This window comes from uncultured Roseobacter sp., assembly GCF_947501835.1.
In the GTDB taxonomy this organism is placed as follows: Bacteria; Pseudomonadota; Alphaproteobacteria; order Rhodobacterales; family Rhodobacteraceae; genus Roseobacter.
Genome location: NZ_CANMXR010000018.1, coordinates 43,099 through 56,968, shown reverse-complemented (window position 1 = coordinate 56,968; position 13,870 = coordinate 43,099). Strand labels below are relative to the sequence as shown.

General features: G+C 59.7%; 6 protein-coding genes. All 6 read right to left on the bottom strand.

What is annotated here, in order from left to right:
* Positions 1-2,024 (bottom strand): hypothetical protein (locus Q1A20_RS23695; protein WP_299919123.1); only part of this gene is annotated, 2,024 nt, incomplete at its 3' end.
* The gene (locus tag Q1A20_RS23690; RefSeq protein ID WP_299410729.1) at positions 2,021-3,376 is read right to left on the bottom strand and encodes an ATP-binding protein; all 1,356 of its coding nucleotides are present in this window, start codon (positions 3,374-3,376) and stop codon (positions 2,021-2,023) included. The genes Q1A20_RS23695 and Q1A20_RS23690, both read right to left, overlap by 4 nt.
* Positions 3,369-6,926, bottom strand: a complete 3,558-nt coding sequence (locus Q1A20_RS23685) for a contractile injection system tape measure protein (protein WP_299919121.1) — start codon at positions 6,924-6,926, stop codon at positions 3,369-3,371. Before Q1A20_RS23685 ends, Q1A20_RS23690 begins: the two co-directional genes overlap by 8 nt.
* Complete coding sequence (locus Q1A20_RS23680) at positions 6,923-9,097, bottom strand: hypothetical protein (RefSeq protein WP_299410798.1); 2,175 nt, start codon at positions 9,095-9,097, stop codon at positions 6,923-6,925. The genes Q1A20_RS23685 and Q1A20_RS23680 overlap by 4 nt, the downstream gene beginning before the upstream one ends.
* The gene (locus Q1A20_RS23675) at positions 9,094-9,951 is read right to left on the bottom strand and encodes a hypothetical protein (RefSeq protein ID WP_299410796.1); all 858 of its coding nucleotides are present in this window, start codon (positions 9,949-9,951) and stop codon (positions 9,094-9,096) included. Before Q1A20_RS23675 ends, Q1A20_RS23680 begins: the two co-directional genes overlap by 4 nt.
* Positions 9,948-13,724: a hypothetical protein gene (locus Q1A20_RS23670; RefSeq protein WP_299919117.1), complete on the bottom strand. Its 3,777-nt coding sequence runs from the start codon at positions 13,722-13,724 to the stop codon at positions 9,948-9,950. The genes Q1A20_RS23675 and Q1A20_RS23670 overlap by 4 nt, the downstream gene beginning before the upstream one ends.
* Positions 13,725-13,870 lie beyond the last annotated feature (146 nt).

Genomic DNA, 13,870 nt, shown 5'->3' with positions numbered 1-13,870 from the left:
ACCTCCTCGCTTTCAGCGGGAGCATCTGCAAGGGGGGAGAACCAGAAGGGGTAAAAGCCGTAGACATTGCTGTTGCCGGGCAGGTTCCGCTCAGGCACGCAATTGCAGTTCGGAATGGCGAAATCGCCGGTCAGACGCGGATCAGCGGTGTTTTCGATCCGTGTCGTGGCCAGGGCCACAGTCCGCGTTGTCAATTCCTTGGAAAGTGGCGCATCTTCGGTCTGGCCAGTCGCAGGCGGGACGGTATCGAGTGCTGCGCGAAAAAGCCTTTCCGTCGGATAGGTTATGCCCAAGAGGGTTTGCATGCGCGCTTCGAGATTTACCGCCGTGGCATCGCCCGCCGCGCGAATGACGTCGGGCAGCGCGACGATCCGGTCCAGCAAGTCCTGTGTGAGCTGCCAGTCACTACTGATCGCCGCATCGATCAGCGCCATGTCGCGGGCCACGATTTCATTGACCTGATCGGGCACAAGCGGGCGCAGCAGCTCGCGGACATCCGCTTTCAGCAGTTCCACATTTGTCCCAACGATGAAGGGACCGTCATAGATGGCCTGGGCAAAGACCTCGTTGGTCAGCGTCTGCAAGGCGGCGGTGACACTGGCATCGGTGATCCCAAGCAGCGGCGGCAATTCAAGTGGTTCAAAGTTTTCCGGATCGACGCGGGCCACGTCCAGCGTATCCGTGACCTCCTCCGCCGCACCGCTGAGCAAATCTGCCGCAGCCTCGATCTGTGCATTCAATGCATCGGTCAGCGCATTGGACAGGTTCACCTCAAGCCCGGCGATCAGATCATCGCGATTGGCCACCTTAACACCGGTGAGGGGCGCCAGAATGGGGGCGCTATCGATCAGATCCGGGTTCAGCTGGAACCCGGCGACCCGCTCCGGATCAAGCTGATACCTGAGGCCCAACTGCTCAGGGCTCAACACAAGCTGGCTGATCCGATCCAGCCCGCAGAGGTCCAGCGCATCCTTGAGCAGATCGCGGATTGCGGTGTTGAGCAGATCTGCATTGGTAAAGCTTTGTTCGGCGAGGGGAGCCAGCAATCCGGCGATGTCCACGGTCTGCACCAGAAGATCCAGTTGCGGCTGATCGAAGCTGAAAAATGTCTGAGTGCTGGGCTGAGATACCACCGTGCAGGATGGCGGATCTTCCGCAACACCGGCCACCGCGTCAGGGGTTTTCACCGTCTCAAATTCCTGCAACAGAGACAAAACCGTGTGCTCCGTGCCCGCCAAGAGGAACAAGCGCCGCTGCAAATCCTTGGGCATCCACCGCGCAAAAGCCGGGTCCTGCAGATCCTCCAACGCGCCGGGGAAGGCGGCCTCCAACCGCCCAAAGGCCTCCAGCGCATCGACAAAATTTGCCCCGGGACCGGTGACGGGAATGACCTGACAAAGCTCCTCTGGTGTCTCGTCCAACCCCAGAATGTCAAAGGCAGTCTGTGCGTCATTGGTCAGCGCAACATCCGCGAGACCGCTACAGGAAACGTTCAGGCTTGGCCGCAACACCACTGCCGTCATGGCAGGCGTGCCCGCAAGGCGCAGGAGCGTCAGATCGGGGGTCTCGGCCGGTGTCAGCGAGACAAAATTATCAACCGCCGTCAGGCGTCCGCGCCAAAGCGGCGCATAGGATGTCAAATCACCGAATTCGAGGGCCAGTTTCACCGTTTCAGCGGCGCCGTTTTCCGTTGTCAAACCGGGTATCTCGGCGCATAGCCGGGCCAGCCCACCCCTGGTGTAGCTTCCCCAGGTACTATCGGTCAGCAAGGGGTTCGCATCCTGCAGCGACGTCGCCAACCCCCGCTGCATCGTTGCAAAAAGCGTGACCTGATCCGCGTCTTTCAGGCTCTCAGGCAAGACCGCTCGGGTCTTGATGTCGAACAGATCAGTGGCGGAAAGGGAACTGAACAAGGCCTGGCAAAAGCTCTGATCTCTCTCCTGTTCCTGCGCGCTTGCTCCCATCGGGAGCAGGCTGATCAAAAGGGCGAAGACAGCCAACAGCCTTTGGATCAACGGGGTCATGCTGTACGTCCTTCTTTGCGCATTTCGCTTGTGATTGCGTTGCGGATATCCTTGGCGGAAACCGTCGCTGACTTGCGCCGCAAGGCGGATATCGCTGCGTGCCGCACCACATTAGTGATTGATCCGCCAACCAGCGCATGTTCCTGAGCGATCTTGTCCACATCCACGTCGTCGGCCAGGGGAACGCGTGCGAGCAGCCCTGACCAGATCTTGTGACGCTGCTCCGGATCCGGTCTGGTGAACCCCAGAGCCATCTGAAAGCGCCGGAAAAACGCGTCATCGATATTGCCGCGCAGGTTGGTCGCGAGGATCACAAGGCTGCGACAATCCTCGATCCTTTGCAGCAGATAGGAGACTTCCTGATTGGCATATCGGTCGTTGGAAGAGGTCGTCGCGGTACGGTTTCCAAAAAGCGCATCGGCCTCGTCAAAAAACAGAATCCACTCGCGTTCCGCCGCCATGTCAAAGACAAGCCCGAGGTTTTTCTCGGTCTCGCCGATGTATTTGGAAACAACCATTGACAGATCGATGCGGTAGACGTCCAACCCGGTGCGTTTGCCCAAAAGCGACGCGGTCAGGGTTTTGCCGGTGCCGGGTGGGCCATAGAAAAGCGCCTTGAAGCCATCCCCCAATTGACGTGACAGGCCCCAGTCACCCAAAATCTGCTCCCTGTTCTCCAACCAGGCGATGATGTGGCCTAGGTTGTGTTGCAGATCACGGGGCAGGGCGAGGTCGTCCCACTCCAGCCCGGTCTTGAGCCGTTTGGCTGGAAAGCTTGGGGAAAAATCAGGTTTTGGGGCCGATCCTTCGCACAGGGCGACAACCCGGTGCACCGGCAGATGGAGCGTTGCCGAAAAAACCGTGGTGGAGGTGGTGCCAAGATCGAGCCCCGCCGCCTGTCGCAAGGGATTATCGACGTCGAAATAATGCATCGCATGAATGCGTTGTGTCGGATCCGACCCGGCCACCAGAAACAGGGCCGTTTCTGCCGTGGGGTGGAAGGCATTTTCATTGATGATACCCCCGAACTGCGAAAACACGCGATCAATGGGCGTGTTTTTGACAAAAAAGGGATCAAGAATGGAGGAATGCACATGGGGCGCGATCGCCAGCGCCAATATCAACCGTGCCTCCAGGGATAGCTTTGCGCGTTTGATCAGCTGCGCCAACGCCGATGCGGGCGGCAAATCGGGTGGGGACCGCAATTCGAATTCAGTCTCTGTTCCGGCGAAAAAATGCTTCAGCCGACCATCGATCACCTGCGCCAGCCATGACAGCTCCGCGCTGATGGCCCGCGCATGATCTGTTACCTGTGCGGCGTCAGGCAAGCGGTGTACCTGGGCGTCAGCCATCTTGCTCTCTCCAATTCACGGTGCAGGGCTCAGGCATCCAAGGCAGGGCGACCGTCCCAAAGCTCCATGGCAACTGATCAAGCAACATATCAAACGGGCCACGTTCAACACGCAGCACCCAAGAGGCTTCCTGCGCGCGCAGCGTTGCGTTGCGCCGGATAAACGCCTCCCGCAACCCGTCTGGTGACGTCTGCCCCAGCGCGCCCCAACGCTCAATCACCGAGGCAAGCAGGCTGTTGATCAAAGCCAAGTCAGGCGGTTCCGCCACCTTGCCTGTTGGCGCCGCCCAGTTTTGCGGCAGACCCAAAAGCAGTTTCTCAACAGGATCGGTGGGCTGATCTTCGACGGCTTGCGGATCGCCAATCAACTGCAGCGCGCGTCTGGCGATGGGCACGTGCTGCTTTGGAAGCCGTCGTTTGGAATCCAAGAGCTCCAGACGTTCGAACAGGAGCGGGAGGAACGGGTGGAATAAAACCAGACCGCCGCGTTGTGAAAGGTAGCTTCGTCCGGGTTCTGTCGAAACAGGCTTTACAGGGTCTGTAACGTTGGATTCACCGCCCGTTTTTGCTCTGTCGCTCTTTGTGTTCGCAAGAAGGGCTTCCACCGTAGACAGCGCTCTGTGTCGCAACGCCGGAGAATACGTACCATCCGCGTAGCTCAACCGTACTGCGACCTGCCGCAACGCCTTGCGCAAATCGCGCGTGTCTGGAAACAGGACGCTCAACCGCTGCGCTAAGAACGCCTCAAACGTGTCGTCAGGGCCACGCGGGGCGGTGACCAGCGCCATAATCGCCTGTGCGTATGCGCGCTCCATTTCAGAATGAGACGGGTCAATGTGGCTTTCGGATCTAGCGCTCCTTGAGGTGTCTTCGACTGCGGTGTCATGGGCTGTCTCCGCCCCATCTAGAGCCTTCGCATCCGGGGTATGGGTCGGAGAAGACATCCCGCTGCCTCGCGGTTCCTGCTCAAAATCCAACGCGCGCGGCTCTGTTTCTGAACCCGAAAAGGGACTGAGGTCCTCCCCGTCTTGTTCGAAGGACGAGTCGGGTTTCGCAGATGGTGCGCTTTGGGGATCAGATTCCGAAACGGTCGCCTCGCGGTTTGTCTTAGGGTCAGCTTGCTGCGCGGCGGGTCGATTTTCCGCATCATCCGCAGTCTCCAGCGCGCCGCCCTTAGGTGCCAGGTTTTGATCGCTTAGAGGCCCAACGGATGGCACCGATATCGGCGAAGCCTCTTCGGTTTCGCTGCCCCCGCGATGCGGAGTTGCGGCGCTTGACGGTGAGGACCCGAATGAGGCTTCCGGAGCCCCCACATCAATTCTTGGCAAGGCTTGCCAAACCAAATCGAACAATGCGCGCCAGTGAAGGCCACTTTCTGCGTCGAGACCATCCGCGACAGCCTTGAGTGTGGGTGCTACGGCACGCAGAGCCGAGGCACCCACAGATTGGTTAGGTGGAACAGTATCTCCTGGATTGAGATCGCGCGTTGCGATGGTTTGCCGATCATCGCGGGCCGTATCCTCTGATGCGCCTCGCGCCATAGACTGGGTGTCGTAGCCATAAGCCTCCGGGTTTTTCAAATCGCTCGATTTGCCTAAACTGGGGTGCGTTTCATTCAGAGCTGCGAGGGTCTCTTCTGATCCGAAGTGATCCGAAGTCTCGCGCGGCGCGCCGTCTAAAGATTCGTCACTCTTGCCGTCGCCTGGCTCGCCGGGTAGGGAGCCAGCGCCATCACCGGCCCGGCTTGTATCTTCCGCCGTTGGCGCAATCGGATCAGGCGTATCGACCACTGGGTGGCGTGGTCGCGTTTCCACCAAGGGTGGCGAATTTTCGGAGCGTGTTTTTGAGTTTGTGTGCGAGGCTGTCCGATCAGCAGTCTCAGCTTTGAAATCGCGTTTCTCTACTTTGCGCAAGGTGGAAAAACCATCAGCGTTACCGCCGCTTTGCAGATGGTTGAGTGCTGCAATCGCTACGTCTTCGCTATGTCCAGCGGCAACCAGCAGCCGGATCCATAGATCAGCATCACTCTCTGGCGCATCATGGCCATCGTAAAAATGAATCGGCGGCTTCTCCGACGGATCAATACCAACTGGCTCCGCGTCCGCAACGTTGGCGGGATGTTCTAAACCCGACGCGTGTGGCCAGGTAGCAACTTGATCTGTCGGCGACGCATCATCGCTTGAAACAGGCGGAGGTATTTCTTGATTGGCCGCTACCGCTTTCTGCTGCGCGGCGGCCTTGTCCTTGGCATTGGGACTGGGAAATGCTGACCCAAGCTCCGCTGCTTGCCAAGCGTCGGGGTTCTGAATCTGACGATCAGAGGAAACCTCGTGCACCTCAGCAAGCTCATGCAACTCAGCAAGAATACGGGCTGCAAGGTGAGAAGCGATTGACCCGGCACGAGCACCTGCCTGTGTGTGTCCGGAGCGCACCAGCAATTCTGTTGTGACAGCCTCAAGGCGCTTCGCGATTGCGCCAAGCTGATCAACCCGATCGACCAGAAGCTGCGCAAGATCATCGCTTCCTTCAGCCACAGAGGTTTTTCTGGTGACTTCCGCTCCAGTTAATGATGGGTGTTCGGACAAATCGCTGTTTGACAGCAAGAAATCCGCCTCTGGAGCTTCTTTGTCTGGTTCACTTCGCTCGGTTTGCGAAACTTGACGCTCATCATCCGTTTCTGCTGCCGAATTCGCTTCGACAAAACCAGAGGAGGACACACCGTGGTCTGCCCCGAAACGCTCCGGGGTTCCCGATTGCCTCAGCCGGTCGTAAACACCATCCTCAGCCTGATCTACGGTCGCTGTTGGGTACGCGCGGATTGCCCCGCCTGCCGTCCCGGAGAGTGTTGCGACCTGCACATGATCATGATCCGAAAGGAATTCGCGAAATGCTGCACGCGTTTCCTCATCCAGGGACCCAATGGCGGCCCTGATATGCGCATGCAGCGTCGTCTCGGTCAGCCCGCCGGATTGTGGCGAGGGCGTCATGGCGCGGATGGCGCGGGTCACTGCCATGCGTTGCGCCTGATCTGAAACCCCTTGCAACCTCTGCTGCATCTGAAACAGCACCGCAGAAAAAGCTACCGAAACAGTTTGCTTGAGAGGGCTTGTATGGTCGGGTTCTGCTTGCGGAATAGGATCACCCCGCGGGCCGGATTGGCCAGCCGTCTGATGGGTCTCAGACAATGTACGGGGCAGGGTCCCTGGGGACCCCGAAGGCAAAGCATCCTCATCTGGCCAGTGCAAATAGGGGTCCAAGGCCGCCCTGAGCCTTTCCGCAAAGACACGGCGCACATCTGTCCAGTCTGGATTTTCCGGCCAGGTGCCCAGGTCGATTTCCAACATCTCGACCCGCGCGACAGCCCCGTCGAGTGAAGGCTCTGTCAGAACGGCCTCAAGGGTGGTGAGCAAATGCAATCTGGTCTGGGACAAAACTGCATCCGGCGTCGCGAGTGGCCCGGTTCCTGAGGCGACATTGAAGTCAATGGCCATGGTGCCGATGGCGTGCACGGGTCCTGACCCATGAGGTTCTCTGAGGGGGTTGGCACTCATCGCGACACCTTCCGATCACTTAGGAAAGCACGCAGGCTGCGTTTGGCCTCAACATCGCCAGCCAGATATTGGTGGTGCAAATCCTCGAATTGCACCATTTCCTGATGCTCAAGCCAAAGCGGTTCAATCAGCAGATGCGCCGGTGAAAGCGCATGGATCAGACCCTCGACATAGGACCGATAGGTTGGTTGCGTGGTGCGCGCGGTCCACCCTGTCAAAACGAGGGTGGCCGTGTTCGGTGCAAAATCGACCCCGGCGGTGCGCAGCAGAATATCCTCGACCAGATAGGCCCCCTCCGCAAACATGTGCTGCCGCTTCCAACTGGCGCGTAAGCGCTGGGTGAATGTGACGGCATCCGCGTGTGTCTCAAATACTGCGCAGGTAAAAAGATGCGTGGCATGCCCGCCGTCAAAGAAAACGCCAAAGGTTCCATCCGCTTTTTCGGACACCACAAAGCAGCCCGGCGAGGCCGCGCGCACAAACAGATCCGAAGGGCATGACGTGTCGGAGCTCCAGGGGCTGGCCTCCCGCAGCGCATCTATGGACAGAGGGTCGGCAGATATGTCGCGCGGGATCAGCATGTCAAAAGGATTGGCAGGCAGCTTGAGTTCGCTACGGGGAAAATCCGGCTCCACACCCGCGGGCTCAGCTGCGCCGGATGGCGAGATATCCTGACCGGCCCGCGCCAGACCCTCGCCGTTGCCGCGTTTCAGATCGGCAAGGAGCCTGAATTTTTCCAGGAAAGTGCCAGGCTTTCCGCCTTCCGGACCGGACCCCCGCCCCCGGTTCAGGCGGGGCAGGGCATCCAGGAAATCAAGTCGCCAGCGGATGCCGAACGATCCCCGCTCTGCCGCCGTGCGATAGGTATGAAGACCCGCATGCAGGGTTTTGGGCATTTCTTCACCCTGATGGGCGATCAGGAAGTCCAGCAATGCAATGCGTTCACGCTGCACCGCAGGGTCAGCGGTGTTTTCTTGCGTGGATCTTTTTAGAAAGCTCGGCAGATCCCGCAGGGTCACAGACATCTCTTTCAGATGCGCGTTGATCGCGGCACGGTATCGCTCAAGCAGTTGCGCCTCTGGCGATTTTCGCGCCTCGGCCTGGTAGACATTTGGCAAAAGCGCATCGACCGGCGCAGTCTCAAAACTCCGGCGCTGACCCGGCGATGGCGGTGCCCAATCCGCAGCTTCAAGATGGTGCTGCGCCTTCGCAATATGATCTGCGGAGACACGCACAAATTCTTCAAGGATTTGATTGGCGTCCAAGGTCAGAGGAACGCCATTCAGTGTCAGCACAAGATCGATATCAGAAGAAACCTCCGGAACCGTCAGGTCGAGGTAGTGCACACCGGCGATTTCTTCGGCTTGCGCTGATGTCGGCTTTTGACGTGCAAGCGACATATCGGTGATGTCCGACACGCCAGGGATCGCCCGCAGATCGGTCAGGTGGTTTTCCAGGTTCGGCACCTTGCCGTCCTGATCCGAGGGCGCATGCAGATAGGTTTGTGGATGATCATAAACCGTCTGCCGCGTCGCGCCCGCGGCAATCTCGGTGCCAACAGCCTGCCCGCGCAGGATGGCCGATATATGGTAGTAAATCTCCGCCGCCACGCGCTCGGGGATTGCGGTACCGGTGATTTCCACGATACCCGAAAGCTGCGCGGGCGCGCGCTCGGCAACATGAAGATTGTTGAGATCACAACCCAGCGGCCGACGCGCCCGGAACGCCCGCGTGACATCTGCGAGCACCTGCGTTGTAATGGTTTTCGCATCCGTTCCCGGCGCGCCCGGTGCCGGTATGATCACCGCATCAAGCAACCCGACTTGCGGGCCGCGCGAGATCAGAACGCGCGCGGCGCCCGCCACCTCAGCAAGCTCGGCAGCGAGATCCAAAAGCGTGACCGGATCGCCCGGAAGCGTCTCTGCGGGCAGGAATAGAGACAGTTGATCAAATTGAATGGCGCCCTTGGCGTTGGTCAGCAGGTCCGGCGTTGTGTGGGTTGCCTGAAAGGACACTTCGGTCAGCGCATAACACGTCTGCTCCAGCAAGGTGACGCCGGGATCGTGAATATTGTAGTCCGTCCAGATGTTGCCGGATGCCGCCTGCGCGTGACCGATCGCTGTCCGACTCAGCGTATCGAAATCAATGGGTGCAGGCGGCTCCAGCGTCATAGCAAGCCCTCATCCCGGTCCGCATTCCCGCGAGAGCCTTCCATGAGGGAATCAAACCACAGCCGCGTGAGGTAATAGCGGATGTTTTTACCAGCACCGTAATTCGCATTTGAGCGCAGTTGCAGTTTGAAATGGTGTCGTTCCTGCGTGGCCACCCACCGCAGTTTCAACCGGTCTGCATAGCTGCCATAGACAGCGGTCTGCGACCGGATGCGTCGGCGCCCGAACAACCAGTTGAGGATTGGATTGCGCGGATGAAAGGCATTCATCGCAATGGCATGCAGCATTGCATAATGGCCCGCGTTCACCTCGGCACCCGCACCCGCCATGACTTCAAAGGCCTGGCAGCCCGTCATCGACGCGGTGATATCGTGCCATTTGCCATCCGCCGGGATGTGCGCGATGTCAGGCGAGGGCATGCCGACCCGTCCGGCCATCCGGGCGACCCCGTTGATGTCCAGCCGCCATGCCGGATTTTCATTGTCAAACCCCGCGCGCCCATCCCGCGTCAGACTGAAACCCTGCGCCTTTGTCTGGGGGGTGCGGTTGTCCAGCTGGTTGTCCTGCGCCCCGAGATGCGGTTTGAAATGCAGCGCGCCAGGCGCCTGCCCGGAGGTCGTTGGCCCGTGTTCGATTGTCCAGGACGGCGTCGGTGTGCTGAGCCCCTGATAGAGGCTCATAACGCGCAGGGATGTGCCCACGGAATTCAGGTTGAGACCGTCGATCGGGGTCTTGGAATACCCATCCTCGACCATATTCACATTGCTGTCGATCAGATCGCGGTAGTGCTCTGCCGTTGGCAAAGCCCCTTCGCGGAAAAAAGATTTGAGCGTCGTTCGGTCTTGTTTTGTCACGAATTCGTCCTTTGGCTCACAATGAGCATGTCGCCAATGGACAGCCTGCCAATCCCGCTTTGGGTGGGTCGGTCGTCCTGTGGCGTGAGTAGCGGTGTCAAAGCGTGATCTGCGGCGGATAGCGGCAGGCTCCAGGGATGCGCTGGCGTGATCCAGGGGCCGTGCGGGCCGCGCGTATCGGATTGCGCCGTATCCAGCAGGACGTGGCGCCCAGTATCATCCGCGGCCAGATGCAAGACGGAAAAGTCATTGATCCGGCGCACATAGTCCAGCGCGTTGATATGCGCACGCAGCAGCTTGACATTGAGCGACCAGCCAAACCGTTTCATCGGCTCTGGCGCCGTCCAGACCGAGAGATACCGGTTCAAATGTGTCTTGAGCCGTTGCGCCATCGCGCCGTCATCGCGGTAGTGATCAAATGCAAGACTGGCGCGCACGTGCAGACGCTCGAAGCTGGGGTTCACCACGTCATATTCCGCGAATTCCGGGCCGAGCGCTTCCAGGTGATCCTGAATGCGTTGCAGGGTGCCCACGTCAAACACCTGCGGCGATGCCGGTGCATCCGCGGTCAGAACGGGCGGCTTGCGGACGGCAACCACGGTCACCCGGCCTGGCGCGGGTTGCGGTGAGCGGCGGTCCAGATGCGGCAGGCATTTCACCATCCAGACTTCGGGAAAGGCATCGAGCACGAGCCGCTCGACATCCCATGGTGTGACACCTCTTTTGCGGTGGCGCAGACGCTCTCCGACCCGCGCGGTGAAATCCCGCGCCGTTTCAGGCGGGCGCACCGCGCCAAAGATCGGAATCTCCGTGGGCGCGCCGATGCCCACCTGGGGCGGCTCAAACGTCCAGCTCCGCGGCTCAGAGCCATTGCTGAAGCTATCATCCCTGCGCACCACCCAAACGCCATTGGATTCGATTGAGGTGACATTTGGAAAGGCGCTGAGATCGGGCTTTGTCGCCACAGCCGCGAGCCAGACCCCGGTGCCCGGCATTTCTGGTGTCTCACGCACTGCGTCCTCAGGCAGGTTGATCGCAATCAGACCGGAGCGCATCAGGCCCGCCGTGCTGTCGGACGAAATCGCCGTCGCGGGCAGAGGCGTCCAGCCGGAAGTGGTCAGATAATACCAGGCAATCGGATTGGGTGCAGGCACACGGCGCAGATGCCCGCTGTCTGCGACATTCAACAACAGCGTCACCGGGCCAGTAGCGTCAGGGCCGGAAATCTGCAGGAAGAGATGCCCGTACCCAAGCCGTGGAGGGAAGAGCGTGACGTGACGCAATGCGCGCTTGGGAAAGACTTCGACCTGACCAAACGGGCCAACCTGAACTACTTTCTCGCCAATCCGTGCGGTTTGCGGTGCGTTTACTTCGATCTTCGCATGCGCCGTATAGGAAAGCGAAATCTTGGCAATGCGCGGCACGAAAGGGGCGGGCGGCACGGGTCGGGGCGGCAGGATGGGTTGCGGCAAAACACGTGGCCGCATCGCCTTGACCAAGGCCATTGGGTATTCATCCGCCAAAAACCCATTTGCCGTATCGCTCAACGTCAGGCGAACCATGCCTGAGGGGACGTTTTGACGTGCACTGAAATCCTGCGGCCCGAGCGTCCGATTTGCGGGTGCGGAAGGCGCGTGCAGTTCCCCCTCGAAGGTCCAGCGCTTCTTCATCTCGCCCAAATCGGAACGTTCAAACATGGGCGTGGTTTCGGGCCCCAGTGCTTTCCACCCCTCGCCGCTGAGGAATTCAAGCGCCAGTTTCGGATCCGGGACCTGTTTCGTGTTGGCGTAGTTTTCGTAGTGACCTTCGAAACCGCCAATGGGATCGGGCGTTTCCGCCCACTCAATCTCGATTCCCACATCGGTCACCGGTTTTGAGGCCATTTCGGCCGACCCGACCCAGAAAGAGGCACCGTCCTTGGGCCGTGCCCCAAAGGGCATGAACAACTGATCCGTGACAACCGGACCGTCATCCGAAAACGCAACAAGCTGTTTCGTCCCGACCGCTTTGACACGCATATCAAAGTTCTTGATCTGGTAGCGTTCAAAGAAAGACACCGGGCAGATCCGCGCGTTCGCGGCGTATCGTATGGACAGGATTGGCGCAACTTCATCTGGCGGCGCGACAATCGGAGCCACCGTATCATTCAGTTTGAGTTTGAGCGTCAGGCCCCCTTCGCTCTTGTGAACATTGGACAGCACCTGCGTCACGGTCGCCTGTACCGGGCCATCTTTGGTGCTGAGGGTAATGGCAAAGGCATCGCTCAGCAGTTTTTCAAAAACGTCCTCTGGCCCCAGCACAAAGGACCCGTCCGGCTCCGTCTCGAAGGCCTCGAAAATCATGGAAGGGTGTGTTGGGCCATCCGCCTCGGTGGCTGACTGGCCGCTCAGATCCGCGCGACATACATCGATTTTGGCGCGCAGGGCAGTCCAGTAACGCCCCGTGGGAAAGGGCTGATTTTCAATCAGGCTGAGCGTCACAATCCGGCCCAGCAGCACGCGCAACGGCTCCACCCCAAGCGCATGATGCGCCAAAACCTCGTAGACAAGCGACAGGGACAGGGTGACGCGCCGTTCTGCCGCCAGAGCCTGTGTTTTGCGCGCGATCCTTTCGATGCTGAGGTCGAGATCGAACGGGCTGAAGGCCTGCACCAGCTCAGGATCTTCGCGCAGGGCCAGCACCAGATCCGGATCGAGTGGCCCGTCCCCTCGGATGTCGGACAACGTTTTGGGCCGGTGATCCGATTGCGCGGGCAGGGCGCTGCGCCGCGTCATATTGATGGAAACTTCGATCCAGCGTTCCCCCTCGGCCAGCGCCAGGATCGGCGAGGCAACGTCGAGGCCCAAGGTAACGGGTGCGCTGGTCTGTGGTGAAAAGACCGGAGTGCAGTCGGTACGCGACCCCGGCGCATATTCTTCGGCACGCACACCCGTTATGCCATTCAAAGCGGCATTGAGTGAGACAAGTGGGTCCATATCGTAGCTGAGCACGGCGGTTCGGGACAGGGTCGCCGAGCTCACCGCCACGGTCGCCTCTGTCTCAAAGCTCTGGACCATACCTGCCTCGGTACGGGCCTGCAGCGGCGCGCCTTTTTCAAGAACCGCAGATCTTCGGTTGAGGGGCAAGTGCAGCAGGACGCGTTCGCGCGATGCGGCTTCTGGCTCCTGTCCAATCACCGCGCGATAGTAGTATTGCGTGAACCGGTCCAGAAAGTCGTTGATCTGCGCGTCCACCAGCTCAGAGGCGCTCAGTTCGGCGATGAGCAACCCAAGGGTCGGGTCCATATTACCTGATGCAATACGCGCATCGAAGGCCGTCTTTGCCACGGGTTGCAAGGTGACAACCGTATTGCGCAACAGCGCATGGGTTCCGCGCATCCCGGTCTCGATGGCACGGGCCTTGTGCAGCGCGTCCCGGTTGTCTTCGAGCGCCCGCGCCGCAATCCCCCAGCTTTGCACAGCGGCAAGAACATCCTTTGATTTGCTGCGCGACAAACCGTTCAACCGTGGGGTCAGATCCGCCTCTGCATCGATTTGATTGATCTGTTTGGAGAAAAGCGACAGGTGGCTGGCTTTGATCCGAATGAGCCAGTCCCTGAGGCGGCGCGACAAGGTGCCGATTTGCTGAAGCGCCGCATCGGGGTCTTCCTCAAGTGCGACATCGAAACGGCGCGCGGCATCCTCGGCATGAAACGAAATCAGTTCGGCCAGAACATAGGCAGGCTCTGCCAGAAACAACCGCGCCCAGGGTCCGATATCGGCAGCGCTGCGCATATACGCGTCCTGCGCACCCAGGTGTGTCCCAGCAGCGCAGAATGCTTCAGCCAAGCGCAACGGGCGCAAATTCAGGGGGCGGTCTTCCAGCGGTTGCGGCAGCCGTTCGCCTTCGAGTGCACCGGGGGTTACCTTGATGTTTTTCC